This is a genomic window from Exiguobacterium sp. s166 (assembly GCF_018618855.1).
In the GTDB taxonomy this organism is placed as follows: Bacteria; Bacillota; Bacilli; order Exiguobacteriales; family Exiguobacteriaceae; genus Exiguobacterium_A.
Genome location: NZ_JACSMU010000004.1, coordinates 1 through 20,655, shown reverse-complemented (window position 1 = coordinate 20,655; position 20,655 = coordinate 1). Strand labels below are relative to the sequence as shown.

The 20,655-nt window shown below is 47.0% G+C and carries 18 protein-coding genes; 8 read left to right on the top strand and 10 right to left on the bottom strand.

Annotated features, from left to right (window positions below; genetic code table 11):
- Positions 1–75 precede the first annotated feature (75 nt).
- On the bottom strand, positions 76–264 hold the full coding sequence (locus KNP93_RS10290) for a DUF951 domain-containing protein (protein ID WP_012371900.1): 189 nt from the start codon (positions 262–264) through the stop codon (positions 76–78).
- Positions 236–1,165: a mechanosensitive ion channel family protein gene (locus KNP93_RS10285; protein WP_131503622.1), complete on the bottom strand. Its 930-nt coding sequence runs from the start codon at positions 1,163–1,165 to the stop codon at positions 236–238. Before KNP93_RS10285 ends, KNP93_RS10290 begins: the two co-directional genes overlap by 29 nt.
- Before the next feature lie 186 nt (positions 1,166–1,351).
- Between KNP93_RS10285 and yyaC the strand changes: the two genes are divergently transcribed.
- Entirely contained in the window at positions 1,352–1,978 is a 627-nt protein-coding gene (gene yyaC / locus KNP93_RS10280; RefSeq protein WP_370528970.1) for a spore protease YyaC, read from the top strand.
- 85 nt (positions 1,979–2,063) lie between these two features.
- Here the strand turns inward: yyaC and KNP93_RS10275 are convergent, their stop codons facing one another.
- The 8 genes from KNP93_RS10275 to rpmH all read right to left on the bottom strand — a co-directional run bounded on the left by KNP93_RS10275 (position 2,064) and on the right by rpmH (position 9,559).
- Positions 2,064–2,828: a ParB/RepB/Spo0J family partition protein gene (locus KNP93_RS10275; protein WP_214855158.1), complete on the bottom strand. Its 765-nt coding sequence runs from the start codon at positions 2,826–2,828 to the stop codon at positions 2,064–2,066.
- A gap of 41 nt (positions 2,829–2,869) precedes the next feature.
- Positions 2,870–3,727, bottom strand: coding sequence for a nucleoid occlusion protein (gene noc / locus KNP93_RS10270; RefSeq protein WP_251138785.1), 858 nt, complete (start codon positions 3,725–3,727; stop codon positions 2,870–2,872).
- Positions 3,728–3,754: 27 nt separating this feature from the next.
- Positions 3,755–4,471, bottom strand: coding sequence for a 16S rRNA (guanine(527)-N(7))-methyltransferase RsmG (rsmG, locus tag KNP93_RS10265; protein WP_012371905.1), 717 nt, complete (start codon positions 4,469–4,471; stop codon positions 3,755–3,757).
- 5 nt (positions 4,472–4,476) lie between these two features.
- On the bottom strand, positions 4,477–6,363 hold the full coding sequence (mnmG, locus tag KNP93_RS10260; RefSeq protein WP_214766758.1) for a tRNA uridine-5-carboxymethylaminomethyl(34) synthesis enzyme MnmG: 1,887 nt from the start codon (positions 6,361–6,363) through the stop codon (positions 4,477–4,479).
- Between the two features lie 42 nt (positions 6,364–6,405).
- Positions 6,406–7,788, bottom strand: coding sequence for a tRNA uridine-5-carboxymethylaminomethyl(34) synthesis GTPase MnmE (gene mnmE / locus KNP93_RS10255; RefSeq protein WP_285801104.1), 1,383 nt, complete (start codon positions 7,786–7,788; stop codon positions 6,406–6,408).
- A gap of 160 nt (positions 7,789–7,948) precedes the next feature.
- Positions 7,949–8,803 (bottom strand): membrane protein insertase YidC, encoded by an 855-nt coding sequence (gene yidC, locus KNP93_RS10250; RefSeq protein WP_114596777.1) that lies wholly within the window; start codon positions 8,801–8,803, stop codon positions 7,949–7,951.
- A 102-nt stretch (positions 8,804–8,905) separates the two neighbouring features.
- Positions 8,906–9,256 carry a ribonuclease P protein component gene (rnpA, locus tag KNP93_RS10245; protein WP_012371909.1) on the bottom strand — a complete coding sequence of 117 codons (351 nt, stop codon included), beginning with the start codon at positions 9,254–9,256 and terminating at the stop codon, positions 8,906–8,908.
- A gap of 168 nt (positions 9,257–9,424) precedes the next feature.
- Positions 9,425–9,559 carry a 50S ribosomal protein L34 gene (gene rpmH, locus KNP93_RS10240; protein ID WP_012371910.1) on the bottom strand — a complete coding sequence of 45 codons (135 nt, stop codon included), beginning with the start codon at positions 9,557–9,559 and terminating at the stop codon, positions 9,425–9,427.
- Positions 9,560–10,305: 746 nt separating this feature from the next.
- On the opposite strand from rpmH, the gene dnaA reads away from it, so the two are divergent.
- From dnaA to KNP93_RS10205, 7 genes are all read left to right on the top strand, one after another.
- The gene (gene dnaA / locus KNP93_RS10235) at positions 10,306–11,700 is read left to right on the top strand and encodes a chromosomal replication initiator protein DnaA (RefSeq protein WP_131973587.1); all 1,395 of its coding nucleotides are present in this window, start codon (positions 10,306–10,308) and stop codon (positions 11,698–11,700) included.
- Positions 11,701–11,886: 186 nt separating this feature from the next.
- Complete coding sequence (dnaN, locus tag KNP93_RS10230) at positions 11,887–13,020, top strand: DNA polymerase III subunit beta (protein ID WP_012368916.1); 1,134 nt, start codon at positions 11,887–11,889, stop codon at positions 13,018–13,020.
- A gap of 140 nt (positions 13,021–13,160) precedes the next feature.
- On the top strand, positions 13,161–13,382 hold the full coding sequence (gene yaaA / locus KNP93_RS10225) for a S4 domain-containing protein YaaA (protein ID WP_012368917.1): 222 nt from the start codon (positions 13,161–13,163) through the stop codon (positions 13,380–13,382).
- 1 nt (position 13,383) lies between these two features.
- Positions 13,384–14,538 carry a DNA replication/repair protein RecF gene (recF, locus tag KNP93_RS10220; RefSeq protein WP_114596781.1) on the top strand — a complete coding sequence of 385 codons (1,155 nt, stop codon included), beginning with the start codon at positions 13,384–13,386 and terminating at the stop codon, positions 14,536–14,538.
- Positions 14,539–14,548: 10 nt separating this feature from the next.
- A complete protein-coding gene (gene gyrB / locus KNP93_RS10215; RefSeq protein ID WP_214855375.1) occupies positions 14,549–16,462 on the top strand; it encodes a DNA topoisomerase (ATP-hydrolyzing) subunit B in 1,914 nt (637 codons plus the stop codon).
- A gap of 27 nt (positions 16,463–16,489) precedes the next feature.
- The gene (gene gyrA, locus KNP93_RS10210) at positions 16,490–19,150 is read left to right on the top strand and encodes a DNA gyrase subunit A (protein ID WP_114596783.1); all 2,661 of its coding nucleotides are present in this window, start codon (positions 16,490–16,492) and stop codon (positions 19,148–19,150) included.
- 95 nt (positions 19,151–19,245) lie between these two features.
- Entirely contained in the window at positions 19,246–20,292 is a 1,047-nt protein-coding gene (locus tag KNP93_RS10205; protein ID WP_114596784.1) for an HD-GYP domain-containing protein, read from the top strand.
- Positions 20,293–20,655: the final 363 nt, after the last annotated feature.

The following is a 20,655-nucleotide window of genomic DNA, read 5'->3' as shown; positions in this document are numbered from 1 at the left end:
CAGTCTTGTATTTGATTAAAGGAACAGCAACAAACCCCCGAAGACCTTTTCCGGTCGCCAGGGGTTTGCTCGTATTCATTCAGGTAAGACTTTTTTCAAACGCTTATCGAAGTCGCGGCGCGGCATCAGGATACTCGCTCCGCATCCTTGACATTTAATGCGGATGTCCATCCCGACACGAATGATTTGCCAACGGTTCGTTCCGCAAGGATGTTGTTTTTTCATTTCGACATAATCATGAAGATTGTACGTTTTTGGCATCATCGGCTTGACCACCATTCCCTTGTTCTGTATTCATCATGACCATCCGTGGATACGGAATCTTAATTCCTTCCAGTTCGAGTCCCTGCTTGAGTTCTTTCCGGATCAAACGACCGGCCTGGAAATGTTGCATCGGTGGCACTTCTGCCATCAGGCGGTAGACGACTTCTGACGGTCCAAGTGTCTGGACACCAAGCATTTGGATCGGCTCGATAAACATGTCGGTATATTTTTCCGTCGTCGTGTTAGCAATTTGATGCAAGACCTGTTCGACCCGTTCCAAATCTTCTTCATACGATACTTGCACATCGACTAAAGCAAAACTGTTGTCGACGGAAAAGTTCGTCACCTGTAAGATTTGTCCGTTCGGAATGATGTGGATTTCTCCATTCAATCCTTTTAACTTCGTCGTCCGGATTCCGAGTTCTGTGACGACCCCTTCAATCAAACCGACACGGACGAAGTCACCGACTTTAAACTGTCGCTCAAAGATGATGAAGGCCCCGGTAATGATATCCTGAACCAGGTTCTTTGCCCCAAACGAAATGGCAAGACCGGCGATACCGGCACTGGCGACAAGACCTGTAATGTTGATTCCGAACTGACTGAGGACCGTCAAGAGCATGACGATTCCAAGAACATAACGGATAGCATTTTGGAGCAGTTTCAACAACGTTTCATTTTGGCGTTGCGCCAATGAATCATGCTCATTGATTTTTCGAATCGTAAATAATCGCGAAACCGCACCTGTTAAAATACGCATCAGTACATAAAAACCGGCGATGATAATCAGGGCGATCAATAACTTCAATCCAAAGCGGATCCACATGTCTGCGTCCATGACTTGGTCTAGAATCCGGTCAACCTGGGCGACTGAATCCTGTACGTCTTTATTGGTAGCCATTCTCTCCATCCTTTCGACTTCTCTCTATCTTCTCTCTATTACGACAGTATACGTGATTTTAAATGACTTTCAACCAAAGAACCGATTTTGACGTTAGATTTTCACAAAAACCGGGAAAGGAAAATCATTACAGAACGCCTTCACTCTCACCACGACACCAGGATGCTGACATCAGGAGAAGAAAGGATGATCCAGATGAATTTCCGTTTTCATTCTCACGAAAAAAAGCCCTATTCTTTCTTTCTAGAATATACGGAACCATTCGCTAAGGAACGACTGGCGGAACAATTACATGAACAGGTCAATGCCATGAAGGAAAACCGTCCCGTCGTCCTTGTCTGTATCGGTTCCGACCGGTCAACCGGCGACTCACTCGGACCGCTCGTCGGAACCTTTTTGGAAAAAAATCGACCGGCGAACATGCATGTCTATGGGACATTAGCCAAACCGGTCCATGCATTGAATCTGGCCGAAACCATTCATTCGATTCAAACGACACATTACCGTCCGCTCGTCATCGCCATCGATGCCTGTCTCGGTCGCCTTTCAAGTGTCGGTCATGTCTTCTTCTCGGAAGGTCCGCTTGCTCCTGGTGCCGGTGTCCAAAAAGAATTACCGGCTGTCGGTGATTTTAATATTAAAGCTGTCGTCAATGTCAGTGGCTTTATGGAAATGATGATCCTTCAAAATACACGCCTCCATCTTGTTTATGCGTTGGCTGAACTCGTCGCTGATAGTTTTGCCTTGCTCGATACGAAATTAGCAGCTGAGACAACACGTACGACCATCTCCTTCACACCACGTTCAATTTAAGGGCAGTGTTTCTCCTTTCCTTTATCCTGTAAGTTTCAAAAAAAGGATCCATTCCAAGTACCATACTGGAATGGATCCTTTGCTGTTAATCTTCTTCAGGTAAAAGCAGTTCGAGAATTCGATTTAAATCGTCCTCGTCCGTAAAATCAATTTCGAGTTTTCCAGCTTGTTTCGTCATCTTAATGCGGACAGTCGCCCCAATCCGTTCCCGTAACGTTTCTTCGATGAAATCCAGTTCCGTTGACTGTTTGGCTGCCGGACGCACCTGTTTTTTTTCACGCAACTCCTGTTCGAGGCGCCGGACATTCCAATTTTCACGCATGACACGTTCCGCCATCCGTTCGATCTTCAGTGGATGCTTTAAGGACAATAAAGCCCGTGCATGTCCCATCGATAACCGTTCTTCCATAACGGCTTGTTGGACCTCAACCGGTAACTGTAATAAACGGAGACTGTTCGTAATATGGGAACGGCTTTTTCCGACACGGTTCGCAAGCTCTGCCTGTGTGATGTTAAATTCCTCTAACATCTCGGCATAGGCCATGGCTTCTTCAATTGCACTCAAATCCGCACGCTGAATGTTTTCAATCAGTGCCAGTTCCATGACACGGGTTTCGTTCGCTTCAATAATCAAGACCGGAACACGACTGAATCCAGCTTGTTTTGCTGCCTGATAACGACGCTCCCCGGCAATGATTTCGTAAAATCCCTCGCGCGGGCGGACGACAATCGGTTGAATCATTCCGTGCCGCGTCAAGGAATTGGCCAGTTCAGTCAGTGCCTTCTCGTGGAACTGTTTGCGTGGCTGCCCCGGGTTCGGCCGGATGGCTCCAATCGGTATTTCATTCATACGTATCTCTCCTAAACGTAGCGGAAGGCACGACCGCTAGTTTACGGACGTGCCTTCACGATGCGGATCCGCACCTCGACATATTCTTCACAATCAACTTCTTCTTTTTCGACCGTCAAACCGGTCCGTTCAATCATATCGACAGAATCACGGATCGTATTTAAAGCGATCCGTGTATCCCGGGCAAAACTTTTATGACGCTTTTTCGGAACTTTTGGGGTCAATAACCGTTCGACACGTTGTTCCGTCTCTTTGACATTCCATTCGCGTTCGATGATTTCAACCAAAACCTGAAGCTGTAAATCAGCTGCTTTTAACGGCAGGAGAGCCCGGGCATGGCGTTCCGTGATTTTCCGTTGTTTCAGGGCCTCCCGGACCGTTTCCGGTAACCGCAGCAAACGAAGCTTGTTCGCAATCGTTGACTGGCTCCGTCCGAGTCTGCGTGCCAACACTTCCTGTGTGATTTCCTGCATCGCAAGCAACCGCGCGTACGCTTCCGCTTCTTCGATTGGTGTCAGTTCTTCACGTTGTAGATTTTCGATGAGTGCGAGGGCAGCCGTCGTCTCGTCTGTCATCTCTTTAATGATAGCGGGAATTGTCTCCCATCCGAGCGATTGAACTGCCCGAAAACGGCGTTCGCCGGCGATGATTTCATATCCTTCGCCTTGTTTTCGGACGACAATCGGTTGCAGTAAACCATGTTCTTCAATCGTGGTCGCTAGTTCGGTAATCCGTTCCCCGTCAAAGACGGTCCGCGGTTGGAACCGGTTGGCGACCAGTTCCGTTAACTTCAACTCACGGACAGTATCTTGTGGATCTAGCTCTAGGGAAACGGGTTGTCCTCCCTTACCGAGCAGTTTGGCAATTGCATTCTTCACGTTGGTGTACCTCGCCTTCATCAGTCATCGTTTCACGTGAAACGGTGTTTAACCCAGTGGATCTTTTGCCGGTGTCCCCGCTTTACGCGGATATTTCCCGGGTGTTAATCGTTTTTTATCGACAATTACGATATTACGCTCACTTTCTTCCCCTGGCAATTGGAATTGGAAACTTTCCCGCAAATTTCCACCTAACACCTTCAAGGCTGTCGCGCCTTCTTCGAGTTCTTCACCGAGCTTCGCTGCTTTTAACGCGACGAATTGGCCGCCGACTCGGGCAAGCGGTAAACAGTATTCCGCAAGAACGGACATCCGGGCAACGGCACGCGCCGTCACGACATCAAAATGTTCCCGGAACTGTTTATTTTTCCCGAATTCTTCGGCACGTCCGTGGTGGAAAGCGACACCTTCGAGTCCAAGCTCTGTCGCGAGCATGTTCAGGAACCCGATTCGTTTGTTGAGTGAGTCAATAATCGTCACTTTCAGATGCGGGAACATGATTTTAATCGGCAGACTCGGGAAACCGGCGCCGGCACCGACATCACAAACAGTTTCGACTTTTGTAAAATCAAAATAGAATGCTGCCGTGATTGAATCATAAAAGTGTTTCAGGTAAACACCTTCCTCATCCGTGATGGCCGTCAAGTTCATTTTTTCGTTCCATTCGACAAGCAGTTCATAATACTTCCGGAACTGTTGCAATTGATGGTCCGATACTTCTAATCCTTGCTCCGCTAATGCGGTTACGAATTGCTGTTGGTTCATTCTCTTCACTCCGCAGTCAATGCGTATTGGCCTTGCTCGATATAAACAAGCAAAATCGAGATATCAGATGGATTGACCCCTGAAATCCGTGATGCTTGTCCGATCGAAAGCGGACGCACTTGGTTTAGTTTTTGTTTGGCTTCAATTGCGAGACCACTGATGACATCGTAATCGAGACGTTCCGGAATCCGTTTTTTCTCCATACGCATCATCCGTTCGACTTGATCAAGCTGTTTGTCGATGTAACCGGCATATTTGACCTGGATTTCGACCTGCTCCGCTGCTTCCGCAGACAAAGCGACCGGCGGCGGTGTCATGTCGGCAATCATCGCATAGGTGATTTCCGGACGTTTCAGTAACGTGATGGCATGTAGTGCCTCTTTCAACGGCGAAACACCGATTTCCGTCAAGCGCTCGTTGACTTCACTCGTTGCTTTAATGACGACTTTTTCGAGTCGTTTCATTTCCCGTTGGATGTCTTCTTTTTTCTCAGCCAGTTTTGCATGGCGTGTCTCGTTGATCAATCCGAGATCGTATCCGATATCCGATAAACGCAAATCGGCATTGTCATGACGCAACAATAACCGGTATTCGGCACGTGACGTCAACAAACGGTACGGTTCGTTTGTTCCTTTTGTGACGAGGTCATCGATCATGACACCGATATACCCTTGTGAACGGGACAGAATGAGCGGATCTCGTTCCTGGACTTTCAGGGCCGCGTTGATTCCGGCCATGATGCCTTGTCCGGCTGCTTCTTCGTAGCCGCTTGTACCGTTGATTTGTCCGGCTGTGAACAGTCCGGCGATCCGTTTTGTTTCCAATGTCGGCCAGAGCTGTGTCGGAACGACGGCATCGTATTCAATCGCATAACCGGGACGCATCATTTCTGATTTTTCAAGTCCTGGAATCGACCGTAAAATATCGTGTTGAACGTCTTCCGGCAGACTTGTTGACAGTCCTTGGACGTAGACTTCTTCCGTGTCGCGGCCTTCCGGCTCAAGGAAAATCTGGTGACGCGGTTTATCACTGAAGCGGACGACCTTATCTTCGATCGACGGGCAATAACGGGGACCCGTTCCTTTAATCATTCCGGAGAACATCGGGGAGCGATGGAGATTCGCGTCGATCAATTGGTGCGTATATTCAGTCGTATACGTCAACCAGCACGGAATCTGTTCCGTAATCATCTGTGTTGTTTCATGACTGAACGGCAATGCGACAGCATCACCCGGTTGAATTTCCGTTTTTGAATAATCAATCGTTTTCCCGTCGATCCGGGGTGGTGTACCGGTTTTGAAACGGGCGAGCTCGAAACCGAGTTCTTCCAGGTGTTTAGACAAGTTGACTGACGGCATCTGGTTATTCGGACCGCTCTCATACGACAATTCACCGATGATGATTTTCCCGCGCATGAAAGTTCCGGTCGTGATGATGACCGCTTTTGCCCGGTACTCGGCTCCTGTATTCGTGACGACGCCGACACATGTATCGTCTTCGATGATTAACCGCTCGACGAGTGCTTGACGTAACAACAGATTCGGTTCATCTTCAAGTGCTTTTTTCATCCGGTTTTGGTATTCGAATTTATCCGCCTGTGCCCGAAGTGCACGAACAGCCGGACCTTTTGATGTGTTGAGCATTTTCATTTGAATATAAGTCGCGTCAATCGCCCGTGCCATTTCTCCGCCAAGGGCATCGATTTCGCGGACGACGATTCCTTTTGCCGGTCCGCCGATGGACGGATTACAATACATGAATCCGACCATGTCCGGATTCATCGTCAACATGACGGTTTTTGAACCCATACGGGCGGCTGCAAGAGATGCTTCAATCCCTGCATGACCGGCTCCGATGACGATAACATCGAATTCGCCTGCTTGATAAGCCATAACTGTGGTTCCTCCTTTTAAAAATCAACAACCTGACAACATTTATTTCCCTAAACAAAATTGTGAGAATAATTTATCGAGTAAACTGTCCTGCGCTGTGTCCCCGTTGATTTCACCGAGTGTATCCCACGCCCGGCGTAAATCGATTTGGACCATATCGATCGGCATCGACGCTTCCGCCGCTCCGAGTGCATCTTCAATCATTTGACTTGCCTGTTTGATCAATTGAATATGACGGGCATTCGAGACGTATGTCATATCTTGCCCTTCAACCCCTTGTTCAAAGAAGAGGGATGCAATCGCAGCTTCAAGATCCGTGACGCCCGCTTCTTCGAGCAGGGAGGTTGTCACGACGGGACGTCCGTCCGCAAGCTCATTGACACGCGTCAGATCGATTGCTTGTGTTAAGTCACTTTTATTGACGATGATGATTGCATTCATGCCCCGGATCGCTTCAAATAACAGGACGTCTTCTTCCGTCAATGCATCATTTCCGTTTAAGACGAGTAAAATCAAATCGGCGGAGTTTAAGGCTTGCCGCGATTTCTCAACACCCATCCGTTCAACGATATCTTCCGTCTCCCGGATGCCGGCCGTATCAATCAATTTCAGCGGCACACCGCGGACATTGACGTATTCTTCGATCGTATCCCGCGTCGTCCCGGCGATATCCGTGACGATTGCTTTTGCTTCTTGCACCAATGTGTTGAGCAAAGACGATTTTCCGACGTTCGGACGTCCGATAATGGCAGTCGACAAGCCTTCCCGGAGGATTTTCCCTTGTCGTGCCGTCGCCAGAAGTTCCGTTAGAATCCGGCGGACTTCGCCTGCATCTTTCTGGACGATTTGTTGCGTCATTTCTTCCGCATCGTATTCCGGATAATCGATGTTGACTTCAATCGAAGCAATCGTCTGCAACAATTGTTCGCGTAAATCCTGGACCAGTTTTGATAACCGTCCTTCGATTTGACCGACTGCGACTGTCATCGCCCGGTCTGTTTTCGCACGAATCAAATCCATGACGGCTTCTGCTTGTGACAGGTCAATCCGACCGTTCAAAAAGGCCCGTTTCGTAAATTCACCCGGTTCTGCGAGACGAACGTCCGGCTGTTCGAGAATCAGTTCGAGCACGCGATTGACGGCAACGATTCCGCCGTGACAATTCAGTTCGACGACATCTTCCCGCGTAAACGTTTTTGGTGCCCGCATGACACTGACCATGACTTCATCGACGACTTGTTCTGTCGTCTGTTCAACCAATTTTCCATAATGAATCGTATGTGTCGGGACGTCAGTCAACCGGTTGGCGCCGCGGTAGACGCGATCGGCCGTTTCGACTGCTTTTGGACCGGATAAACGGACAATTGCGATTGCGCCTTCACCCATCGGTGTTGAAATGGCGGCTATCGTATCAAATTCCATCATCAGTTGTTCACACCTCGTTTTCTGCAATCTTTTCTTACAATCTTTTCTATAGTGAATGTTCAGGAATATATAAATGGGTATAACGTGACAACTATACACGAAATAGCGCAAAAGAAAAAGAGCGACACTCTGTAAAACGGAGTATCGCTCTCACTTATTGTTAACGTTTCTTTTTCGGTTTTTTCGGAGCAGGAGCAGCATTCGCCGCTTCTTGTTCGCGTTTTGAAGCAATCGTTGCTTCCGTCTGCGCTTTGATTTTCTCACGCATTGGCTTCATGATTGCAATCGTGACGATGATCGAGAAGATGTAACCGACGACCCAGTACAGCGACAAGGCAGATGGTAACGTTACACCCATGACGAAGATCATGATCGGGAAGACGTACAACATGATTTTCATCTGTGGATTGTCATCTTGTCCAGCCATTGAGAGTTTTTGCTGCAAGTACGTAAAGATAGCAGACAAAATCGGTAAGATGAAATACGGATCCGGTTTTCCAAGATCGAACCAGAGGAACGTGTGTTGGAAAATTGCCGGTGTATAGATGATTGCGTTATAGAAAGCAATCAAAATCGGCATTTGAATCAAGATCGGTAAACAGCCGGCAAGCGGATTGACATTGTGCTCTTGGTACAGCTTCATCATTTCCTGTTGCAGTTTCTGCTGTGTTTCCTGATCTTTCGAACTGTACTTCTCACGAAGCTTCATCATTTCTGGCTGGATAACTTGCATACCACCCATACTTTTCGTTTGTTTGATCATCAACGGCAAGATGACGAGACGAACAAGTAACGTCGTGACGATGATTCCGATTCCGTAATCCCCATTAAAGAAATGCGAAATTTCACGAATGAGCCAAGCCATCGGCCAAACAAAGTAATGTTTCCAGAAGCCTTCTGTGTCACCAGTAATCGGTTCACCTGTTCCGTATGTCCCAGGTGTACAACCGGATAGAACGACCGCGAGTACGGACATCAATCCGAGAGTCAGCCAAATCTTAGTTCTCTTGTTCATAATTCCTCCTAGTAATGTTTACACGTGGTCGGTCCTCGAAGTTCTATCTATATATAGAAGCAGGCGAGTGGCCGCTACAAATCAACAGGATATACTACACGTTTATTTTACCTGTCGCTTCCATACACCGGATCGTTTAAAGACATGGCGTAAACTGTCAGCAACTTCTTGAGCAGTCATCTTCGCAGCCGGATTGCGTGCGATGATCACAAAATCATAATTCGGGGCCAGCGAGGCTTCATGAAGCTGGCATGCTTCACGTACATACCGTTTAACCTGGTTACGGACAACGGCATTCCCGATTTTCTTACTCACCGATAAACCAATCCGAAAGTGAGTTTGCTGCTCTTTCTTTAGTGCATATACGACAAATTGCCGATTTGCGACAGAGGCTCCCCGAGTAAACACCGCTTGGAACTCCTTGTCTTTCTTGACGCGGTATTCCTTCTTCACCTTGATCACACTCCATCCTGTCATCACGAAAATTCGTCGTCTTTCATCATATCATAGAACAAACCCGCTCTGCGAGAGGGGTCTTGTGACAAAAGCACGAACATCCCTTAAAACTACAAAAAAAAGATCACTTCAGGCAGCGCCAGAAGTGATCTCATCATCGCTCGATTATACAGTCAAGGCTTTGCGGCCTTTAAGACGGCGAGCAGCCAAGATCCGGCGGCCACTCTTCGTTGCCATGCGCGCACGGAATCCGTGAACTTTTTTGCGCTTACGGTTGTTTGGGTTGAAAGTTGGTTTCATTAGTCTGCACCTCCTTTAAAAATTACTCTATAAAAATCATCGTTTTCTACTTTAAGGCAGTCTTGTATATTATATAAAGCAAAAGTGACCTTGTCAATGAAAGTTCAGAAGAATTATCACAAGCATTTTCAGCAAAAAATGACAGGATTCGTGAAAATAGGATTCCCCAGTCGGTTTCATATCATACGATACGATTTGTCGATCGGATGGAATGGAAAACGAATCAAACAATCCCTTTTTCAAACTATCCACAGACTTATCCACACTATCCACACTTTCCGTGGATAACTCATCACTTTGTCTACAATAGTATTTTTTAAAATCAACGTCAAGGTTTGTTTTTATAATTTTTAACGCCACTTTTTTCATTTTGTGCATAACTATTTCTGAACGCTTCCTCTTTCGAAAAGTTATACACACCTTATCCACAGTTTATCCACACTGTCCACAGCCTGTGGGTAACTACCTGTGTATATGTGGATTTACTTGTGGATAAATCGTTCTAAGCATTGCCAGACCTCATTTCATTTGATACACTAATTGTGCATAACAAGAACGTAAGACAAATTGATTCTTCAAGTTATACACAACATGTGGATAACTTTATACACTGAAATCAGCCCCTGTGGATAACGTTATCCACAGTTTTTATGTTCTGGGGATAAGTCGTGTTCCTTCATTAACCTTGTCCTGTGCATAAAGCTGTGTATAGTTTTTTATATCATGATAGAAAAAGGGGGGTATTTATGAAAAACGCTGCCGAACTTTGGCACAATGTATTATCTGTAATCGAGGAAGAACAACGTACCCCAAAAGCGAGTTACGACATGTGGTTAAAGTCTACCGAAGGGGTCACGCTCAACGGCACGACGTTAATCGTCTCGGCACCAGCCGCATTTACCGTCACCTGGTTGGAACGTCAGTACTTATCTCTATTAGAAGATACCGTCGAAGAAGTGACAGGAAGCCGGCTTGATATTCAGTTTATCGAGGAAGGTCAGGCAAAACATATGCTCGATCGTCAAAATGAGGAAGAAGAAGTGATCGAAGCTGCACCACCGAAGACTAAAACACCAAAGACCCGTAAGTCCTCCGATGATTTGGTCATGAGTGAACTCGGACAGTTGAATGAAAAATATACGTTCGATACGTTTGTCATCGGATCGGGGAATCGTTTTGCACACGCTGCTTCGTTAGCTGTAGCGGAAGCCCCGGCTAAAGCGTATAATCCGCTTTTCATCTATGGTGGCGTCGGACTGGGGAAAACGCACTTGATGCATGCGATTGGTCAATATGTTCAGGACCAGAAGCTGGGGACAAAAATCGCGTACGTTTCCTCTGAACAGTTTACGAACGACTTCATCAACTCTATTCGGGATAACAAAACGGTTCAGTTCCGCAATAAATACCGCAACATCGACGTTCTGTTAATCGATGATATTCAGTTCCTCGCCGGAAAAGAACAGACGCAGGAAGAGTTTTTCCACACCTTTAATGCCTTGCATAACGATCAGAAACAAATCATCATCTCGAGTGACCGTCCACCTAAAGAAATTCCGACGCTTGAAGACCGGTTGCGTTCCCGTTTCGAGTGGGGTTTGATTACAGACATCACACCACCGGATCTTGAAACACGAATTGCCATCCTTCGTAAAAAAGCGAATGCGGAACAACTGGATGTTTCCAATGAAGTCATGCTCTACATCGCGAGCCAGATCGATACGAACATTCGCGAACTCGAAGGGGCCTTAACCCGCGTCATTGCTTACGCCAACCTGGTCGGACGCACCATTGATCCGAATGTTGCCGCTGAAGCGTTGCATAACATCATGCCGGCGAGTGAACCGCGCAAGGTCACGATTCGTGATATTCAGGAATCGGTCAGTAAACACTTTAATCTGCCGTTTGATGACTTAAAAGCTAAAAAACGGACGAAGTCGATTGCTTTTCCACGCCAGATTGCCATGTACCTGTCGCGGGAGATGACAGAAAGCTCATTACCGAAGATTGGTGAGGAGTTTGGGGGACGTGATCACACGACCGTCATTCATGCACACGAAAAAATCAGTACACTTGTCAAATCGGATGGAGAAACGGGAAAAGTCATCGAACAAATTAAGCATGAATTGAAACATTCGTAAACCTGTGGATAAGCTGTGGATAAAAGAGGCTAGTTATCCACAAGTTATCCACACGCGTTTTGGCTCTATACCAAGTTATCCACCGACTTATCCACACTATCCACAGCCCCTAATACTATTATTAAAAAAATATATTATTATGTTATGATGATGTAACGCCCATTTTGAGAGGAGCTTAACGACAATATGCATATTACAATTCAACGGGATACTTTAATCCAAGCAATTCAAGATGTAGCAAAAGCTGTTTCATCCCGGACAACGATTCCGATCTTAACGGGAATCAAACTCGAAGCCCACGGAGACGGTATGACGCTGACAGGAAGCGATACGGAAATCTCAATCGAACGGACCATCTATGCAGAAGAGAACGGTACTTCCTATGTTACGGTCCATCGTGCAGGCAGTGTCGTCTTGAATGCCCGCTTCTTTGGGGATATCGTCAAGAAGTTACCCACAGACGAAGTAATCCTTGAAGTTTCACCCAACTTCATGACACGGATTCAATCAGGTACGGCAGAATTTCACTTGAACGGACTTGATCCGGATGAATTCCCGCGCTTACCGCAAGTCGACGGCGGACAACAGTTCCGTTTACCGGCTGATTTGTTACGGTCAATGATCCGTCAAACGAGCTTTGCCGTCGCCGTACAGGAAACACGTCCTGTATTGACGGGTGTTAACTTCTCGGCGGACAAGGACATCCTGACATGCGTCTCGACAGACAGTCACCGACTGGCGTTACGACGGGCCCAGTTTGAGACGGACAATGAGATTTCGTTCCAAAACGTCATCGTACCGGGAAAAAGCTTAAACGAATTATCCAAATTACTTAGTGATGGTCACGTCGACATTACGATTACGAATCAACAGATCCTGTTTAAGATGAAACACGTCTTATTCTTCTCGCGTCTGCTTGACGGCAACTATCCAGATACATCCCGTTTGATTCCGGAAGAGTACCGGACAGCAGTCCGCATGAATGCGAAGGAATTACTTCAAGCAATCGACCGTGCGTCACTGCTTGCACGGGAAGACCGCAACAATGTCATCAAGTTCGCAGCAGAAGGCACGACGGCAGTCGAAATTTCTTCGCACTCACCGGAAGTCGGTAAAGTGTCGGAACAAGTCAGTATCTTATCGCTTGAAGGAGAAGAGCTGAAAATCTCGTTCAACTCGAAGTATATGATGGATGCGTTAAAGGCACTCGACGCAACGGATATCGAAATCCAGTTCACCGGTTCGATCCGACCGTTCATCCTGCATCCGGTTGACCAAGACAACGTCCTGCAACTGATTCTTCCTGTTCGAACAGCATGATTCATACCCAAGGAACCCTCTATGTTCCTTGGGCTTTTTTTGAAATCCGTATATACGTTCGTTCATTTTGCCAAATCGTAAGTTTTTTAGTACAATAAAGAGTACGTCATTTATAATATGTAGGTAGGAGGAGTCAAACCATGAATCAAATCAAGATTTCAACAGAATATGTCACATTAGGTCAGTTCCTGAAACTTTCTGATATCATCTCGAGCGGTGGACAAGCTAAACCGTTCCTCGCCGAGGTACCCATTCTTGTCAACGGTGAAGTCGATCAGCGACGCGGTCGTAAATTACGGGATGGAGATGTGATTGACGTAGAAGATTACGGTCAGTTCATCATTAAGAACGAGGGAAACTAACGTGCGACTAGATTCGGTCCGGCTCAGTCACTATCGCAACTATGAGTCGTTGGAATTATCTTTTTCCGAAAAGACGAATGTGCTGATTGGGGAGAATGCGCAAGGGAAGACGAATCTCCTGGAAGCGATCTATGTTCTTGCCCTTGCGAAGTCTCACCGGACGACGCATGACAAAGAATTGATCCAGTGGGATGCCGAGACAGCTCGTGTCGAAGGACGGATTCATAAAAAAAGAGGATCTCACTCGCAGGAAATCGCGATTTCGAGTCGCGGTAAAAAAGCGAAGCTGAATCATCTCGAACAGCGCCGGCTCAGTGATTATGTCGGTGCGTTGAATATCGTGCTGTTTGCACCAGAAGACTTACACATCGTCAAAGGCAGTCCACAAATCAGACGTCGCTTTTTGGATATGGAAATTGGTCAGGTCAGTCCGGTCTATCTACATGAACTCAGTCAGTATTTAAAAGTTCTCAAACAGCGGAATGCATTGCTGAAACAGTTATCGATCAAAGGTGGAGATGAGACGTTCCTCGATGTCTTGACGGAGCAGATGATTACGCTTGCCGTTAAAATCGTTCAGCGCCGTCATCGCTTCATTGCCCAGCTCGAAAAGTGGGCACGTCCGATTCATGAAGGAATCAGTCGTGGACAGGAACAGCTCGTCCTTATTTACCGTTCGGATACATTTAGCAATGATTTGCTCGATGTTGAAGGAATGACTGCTTCTTACATGCAGAAGTTTGGTAAAATAAAGACAAACGAAATCCGAAGAGGTGTGACCCTGTTCGGTCCGCATCGGGATGACTTCGAAATGGAAGTCAACGGTCGGAATGTCCAGACCTATGGTTCACAAGGACAACAACGGACAGCAGCACTCTCTTTGAAATTAGCAGAGATTGAATTGATTCATGAAGAAGTGGGGGAATATCCGTTGCTACTTCTCGACGATGTCTTATCCGAGCTCGATGATCATCGTCAAACCCATTTGCTCGATACGATGCAACAAAAAGTGCAAACCATTCTGACGACCACGAGTGTCGATGGAATCGCACATGAAACGATCAAACAGGCGAAGTTGTTCCACGTGAAACAGGGGGCCGTCATTTTGGAAGAGACATCATACAAAGAAATAGTAGGTGAGAAAACCGATGAGTAATCATGAAGATATGGAATTAGAACAAGGGTACGGTGCCGATCAGATTCAGGTGCTTGAAGGTCTAGAAGCCGTTCGGAAACGTCCGGGTATGTATATCGGATCGACTGCATCGAAGGGGCTTCACCATTTAGTATGGGAAATCGTCGATAACTCGATCGATGAAGCACTTGCAGGGTATTGCGATACGATCAAAGTTACGATTGAACCGGGTAATTCGATTCTGGTTGAAGATAACGGACGGGGAATCCCGGTCGATATCCAGGAAAAAATGGGACGTCCGGCAGTCGAAGTTATCCTGACAGTCCTTCACGCCGGCGGTAAATTCGGCGGCGGCGGATACAAAGTATCCGGTGGTCTTCACGGTGTTGGGGCATCTGTCGTTAACGCACTCTCGACGAAACTTGAAGTTTTCGTCAAACGGAATGAAAAACTGTATTACCAGGCGTATCACCGCGGTGTACCTGCTGCGGATTTAGATATCATTGGCACGTCGGAAGAAACCGGGACGATGATCCGTTTCTTCCCGGATGATGAAATCTTCCAGGAAACACTCGAATACGATTATGATCTGCTTGCGACACGACTTCGTGAGCTGGCATTCTTAAATAAAGGACTGACGATCGAAATTACGGATGATCGTGCGGATGAACCGATTACGCGCAGTTTCCATTACGAAGGCGGAATCAAGTCGTACGTCGAGCATTTAAACCGTTCGAAAGAAGTCGTCCACGAAGAACCGGTTTATGTACACGGTAACCGGGACGGGATTGAAGTTGAAGTGGCGTTGCAATATAACGATGGTTTTGCAGCCAACATCTACTCGTTCACGAACAATATCCCGACACATGAAGGTGGAACACACGAAACCGGTTTTAAAACGGCTTTGACACGTGTCATCAATGATTACGCGAAAAAATTCGGTCTGATGAAAGAAGCCGACGGTACGTTGTCCGGGGAAGATGTGCGTGAAGGGATGACGGCAATCGTCTCGATCAAACACCCGAATCCACAGTTCGAAGGACAGACGAAAACGAAACTCGGGAACTCGGATGCACGGACGGCAACGGATACGTTGTTCTCGTCCGCGTTTGAACAGTTCATGATGGAGAACCCGACAAGTGCCCGTGCCATCGTTGAAAAAGGAATGATGGCGTCCCGTGCCCGGATGGCTGCGAAACGTGCCCGTGAATTAACACGACGCAAAGGGGTCCTTGAAGTCAGTTCACTTCCAGGGAAACTTGCCGACTGTTCATCACGTGATGCGACGATTTCCGAAATCTACATCGTTGAGGGTGACTCGGCGGGTGGTTCAGCGAAATCTGGACGTGATCGTCATTTCCAAGCCATCTTACCGATTCGAGGTAAAATCTTGAACGTCGAAAAAGCACGCCTGGATAAGATTCTCGGCAGTAACGAAATCCGGACGATCATTACGGCGCTCGGAACAAGTATCGGTTCTGAATTCAATATCGAAAAAGCCCGGTATCACAAAGTCATCATCATGACCGATGCCGACGTCGATGGTGCCCACATCCGGACACTGTTATTGACATTCTTCTACCGTTACATGCGTCCGCTGGTCGAGCACGGTTACGTCTACATTGCCCAACCGCCGCTTTATGGAATCAAACAAGGGAAAAACATCACGTACGTGCACAACGAACGTGAGTTGAACGAAGCATTAGCAGCACTTCCGGAAAACGCACGATACGACATTCAGCGTTATAAAGGTCTCGGTGAGATGGATCCGGAGCAACTGTGGGAAACCACGATGGATCCGAGTGGTCGTCAAATGCTGCGTGTCGAATTACAGGACGCGATCGAAGCAGATGAGGTCTTTGACATTTTGATGGGAGACCAGGTAGAACCACGTCGTGACTTTATCCAGTCGCACGCCCACTATGTGAAGAACTTGGATATTTAACGTTGAATAGAGAGGGTGGCCATACGAATGTCCGATCAACAAGGGATCATTAAAGATATCAACATCAGTCAAGAAATGCGTACATCCTTCATGGATTATGCGATGAGCGTTATCGTCGCACGTGCTTTACCGGATGTCCGTGACGGTTTAAAACCGGGTCATCGTCGTATTTTATATGCGATGAATGACCTTGGTATCCGCGCGGATAAACCGCATAAGAAGTCTGCCCGTATCGTCGGTGAAGTCATCGGTAAGTATCACCCGCACGGTGACTCTGCTGTTTACGACACGATGGTTCGGATGGCGCAGGACTTCAGTTACCGGTATGAACTCGTCGACGGTCACGGAAACTTTGGTTCTGTCGACGGCGATTCAGCCGCTGCCATGCGATATACGGAAGCCCGTATGTCAAAAATCGCGATGGAAATCATTCGCGATATCAATAAAAATACCGTCAATTTCAAAGATAACTACGATGGATCGGAACGGGAACCGGAAGTGTTACCATCCCGCTTCCCGAACTTACTTGTCAACGGTTCGAGCGGGATTGCGGTCGGGATGGCGACGAACATTCCGCCTCACCAACTCGGTGAAGTCATCGATGGTGTCCTTGCCTTGTCGCATAATCCGGACATCACGATTTCCGAACTGATGCAGCATATTCCAGGACCAGATTTCCCGACAGCCGGTGAGATCTTGGGACGCAGCGGAATCCGACGTGCTTATGAAACCGGACGCGGATCGATCATCGTTCGGGCAAAAGCCGAAATCGAGCAGACGAAAAAAGATCGTGAACGGATCATCGTGACGGAGTTGCCGTACCAGGTCAACAAAGCCCGTCTCGTTGAAAAGATTGCCGATCTCGTCCGTGAGAAGAAAATCGAAGGTATCACTGATTTACGTGATGAATCCGATCGCCGCGGTATGCGTATCGTCATGGAGATTCGCCGTGATGCCAACGCGAGTGTCATTCTTAACAACCTCTATAAACAAACGTCGATGCAGACGACATTTGGTGTGAACATGCTGGCAATCGTCAGTGGCCGTCCGCGTACATTGACGCTGAAAGAAATGTTGTATCACTATCTCGAGCACCAAAAAGAAATCGTCCGTCGCCGGACGCAGTTTGATCTCGAGAAAGCAGAAGCACGGGAACATCTCTTAGCTGGTTTACGGATTGCCCTTGATCATCTCGATGAAGTCATCAAGATCATCCGTGCCAATCGGACAGCGGATGCTGCCCGGGAACAGTTGATGGACCGGTTTGCCTTATCCGAGAAACAATCACAGGCGATTCTTGATATGCGCCTGCAGCGGTTAACGGGACTTGAACGTGAGAAGATTGATGCGGAGTATGACGAAATCATGCAATTGATTACGGAACTTAAAACAATTCTCGAAAGCGATGAAGTTTTGCTTGAATTAATCCGGACAGAACTCGAAGAAGTGAAAGAACGCTTCAACGATCAACGCCGGACTGAAATTCGGATGGACCACATCGAATTCGAAGATGAAGATTTGATTCCGGAAAAAGATATCATCATTACGTTGACGAGCAGCGGCTACATCAAACGCTTGACGACGGATTCGTACCGCGCGCAGCGCCGCGGCGGACGCGGTGTCCAAGGAATCGGCACGAACGATACGGATTATGTAACCCGTCTGTTGTCGTGTTCGACACATGATACGATTCTCTTCTTTACGAATCGTGGAAAAGTCTACCGGATTCGCGGGTATGAAGTACCGGAGATGAGCCGGACTTCGAAAGGTGTACCAATCATCAACTTGATTCAAATCGAACGCGATGAGAAGGTCGAAACGATGATTCCGGTCAACTTCAAACGTTACCTTGAAGAACAAGAGGCAGCGGAAGCGACCGAGAACATCATTGATGTCGAAGTCACTTCGGAAGAGGCACCGGACAGTCTTGAAGAACCGGAAGAAGCGCTCGATGCAGAAGAAGTGATGCAGGATGAACAGAAATCGTTGATCTTTATGACACGCAAAGGTCGGGTCAAACGTTCACCGTTATCTGCTTACGCCCGGATCAATAAAAATGGATTGATTGCGATTCGTCTGTTTGAAGATGATGAATTGACATCGGTTCGTCTTGCTTCGACGGAAGATGAGGTCTTTACTGTCTCGAATACCGGAAAAGCTATCCGCTTCCCAATTACGAACGTTCGCTCAATGGGACGTGGTGCTCGAGGCGTCAAAGCGATGAACTTATCGGCAGACGCTATCGTCATCGGAATGGAACTGGCCCGTGATGAGCAGGATGTACTCGTCATTACGGAAAAAGGTTTCGGGAAACGGACACCAATGACAGAGTTCCGCACCCAGTCACGTGGTGGTAAAGGATTGATTGCCAGTAAAGTGACAGACCGTGTCGGACAAATTGTTGCGCTCCGGATTGTTGATGTCGATGATGACATCATGATCATGACGGAAAGCGGCATCGTCATTCGGACCGATTCACAAAACATCTCAAGTGTCGGACGTAACGCACAAGGGGTCAAAGTGATTCGAATCGAAGAAGGCGATCGTGTCGCGACAGTTGCAAAACTGAAAAAAGAAGATGCTGTCGAGGAAGAAAATGCTGTATTAGAAGAAGGCGAAACGAGTTTGGAAGAACAGACCGTTTCAACTTCTGAGATGAACAGCGATGCTGAGCAGACAGAAGAATAAAACAAAGTAGAACGACGTACAGCAGAGTGGGGACAATCTTGTCTTTACTCTGCTGTTTTTCTAAAAAATCACTCAAGGGAAGGAACGAGACAACGATGCGCGTGGCAAGTGAGCGACTTATTCTTGGTGACCGGATAACCGAGTCTCTGTTTTTACATACGGATATTCCAATCGTTGAAGCTGGAAAAAAGATTGGAGCAGATGAATTACGACGAATCAAACGATTTTTGATTAAAGAAGTAGATATCGAGGAACGGCCTGAAGGGATGATGGAAGCATCGATGACCGATCAGGCACTGGAAGAGATAGCAGAAGACAGTCTATTTGATTCGTTGATTGAAACCTACAATCAGGTATTCACTTCCTGGGAACAAGGATTAGTTCCAAATGTCTATGATGCGTTGAGATGGGTGAAGGAATCCATGCCGGACCTGGTGCGACGGGAAGATATCTTACCGTACTTCCTGGAGCGAGGAACAGAAGCGTACACCGTGCGACATGCAATTTACCGGGGAGCGATTGCTCAATTACTTGCGGAAGCAGCCGGAAAAGAGCGCAAGATGATTCATGATTTATGGGTGGCGTCCTATTTTGCGGACTGTGGATTGGCCCGTATCATGGAATGGCGTCACACAAAGCGGTATGAAGCGATGCAACAAGAAATCTTTCACCGTCATCCTGCGATGGCGTTCCAAGCCTTACAAAAAGAGAACATCATCTCCGATACAGTGAAACGCTTGATCGTTCAACATCATGAGCGGCTGGACGGTTCCGGATATCCTTTGAAAGTTAAAGGGGATAAAATCATGGATCATACGAGACTGTTCATCGTAGCGGATGTCTTTGCAGCCATGACCAGTTGGCGCCCGTATCGTGAAGCTTATAAGGTCTATGATGCGTACTGTCATTTAAAAGCGCGACCTATGCAGTACGATTCGAAGTATGTCATGCTTCTTGGACAGTTATTATTACCGATAGAATCAGGTGATCGCGTCTTGATGAGTAACGGGAAGATTGCAACGGTCCTCCGAAAAAACAGTGTATTTGACCGCCCGGTGATTACGTATGAAGAACATAATCAGCGTATTGTTAAAGACTTGATGGAGGAACGGCAACTGAACATCATTCAGCTTATGGATTAAAGGCCAGCTTCATGTGTACTATATATAGAAGAAACGCTCTCTTTTTCGTCATAAATTCGATGGAAAAAAGAGTTTTTCTTTTTTTATAAAAAAACACTTGTACAATAATAAATCCCATGGTATATTATTTCTTGTCCTTAAGTGGACGAGCGCACTGCCGGAAACAAGAGAAAAACTTCTTTCAAAAAGTTGTTGACTTGTTGTTTCAGACTTGGTATTCTAATTGAGTCGCCAAAACAGGCGCGGACGAACTTTGAAAACTGAACGATGAGGCAAAAAACGTATCTTCGGATACAAACAATGAATGAAGCGCAAGCTTCGTCAACGTGACTTCGGTCACACAACGAGCAAGTCAAACACTTT

Coding starts and splice junctions, on each gene's coding strand:
- noc (WP_251138785.1), bottom strand. CDS start 3,727: ATGAAGGCGAGGTACACCAACGTGAAGAATGCAATTGCCAAACTGCTC.
- KNP93_RS10205 (WP_114596784.1), top strand. CDS start 19,246: ATGCGCGTGGCAAGTGAGCGACTTATTCTTGGTGACCGGATAACCGAG.
- rsmG (WP_012371905.1), bottom strand. CDS start 4,471: ATGAACCAACAGCAATTCGTAACCGCATTAGCGGAGCAAGGATTAGAA.
- rpmH (WP_012371910.1), bottom strand. CDS start 9,559: ATGAAACCAACTTTCAACCCAAACAACCGTAAGCGCAAAAAAGTTCAC.
- mnmE (WP_285801104.1), bottom strand. CDS start 7,788: ATGATGGAATTTGATACGATAGCCGCCATTTCAACACCGATGGGTGAA.
- dnaN (WP_012368916.1), top strand. CDS start 11,887: ATGCATATTACAATTCAACGGGATACTTTAATCCAAGCAATTCAAGAT.
- yyaC (WP_370528970.1), top strand. CDS start 1,352: ATGATCCAGATGAATTTCCGTTTTCATTCTCACGAAAAAAAGCCCTAT.
- dnaA (WP_131973587.1), top strand. CDS start 10,306: ATGAAAAACGCTGCCGAACTTTGGCACAATGTATTATCTGTAATCGAG.
- mnmG (WP_214766758.1), bottom strand. CDS start 6,363: ATGGCTTATCAAGCAGGCGAATTCGATGTTATCGTCATCGGAGCCGGT.
- KNP93_RS10275 (WP_214855158.1), bottom strand. CDS start 2,828: ATGAATGAAATACCGATTGGAGCCATCCGGCCGAACCCGGGGCAGCCA.
- KNP93_RS10285 (WP_131503622.1), bottom strand. CDS start 1,165: ATGGCTACCAATAAAGACGTACAGGATTCAGTCGCCCAGGTTGACCGG.
- gyrA (WP_114596783.1), top strand. CDS start 16,490: ATGTCCGATCAACAAGGGATCATTAAAGATATCAACATCAGTCAAGAA.
- gyrB (WP_214855375.1), top strand. CDS start 14,549: ATGGAATTAGAACAAGGGTACGGTGCCGATCAGATTCAGGTGCTTGAA.
- yidC (WP_114596777.1), bottom strand. CDS start 8,803: ATGAACAAGAGAACTAAGATTTGGCTGACTCTCGGATTGATGTCCGTA.
- yaaA (WP_012368917.1), top strand. CDS start 13,161: ATGAATCAAATCAAGATTTCAACAGAATATGTCACATTAGGTCAGTTC.
- KNP93_RS10290 (WP_012371900.1), bottom strand. CDS start 264: ATGATGCCAAAAACGTACAATCTTCATGATTATGTCGAAATGAAAAAA.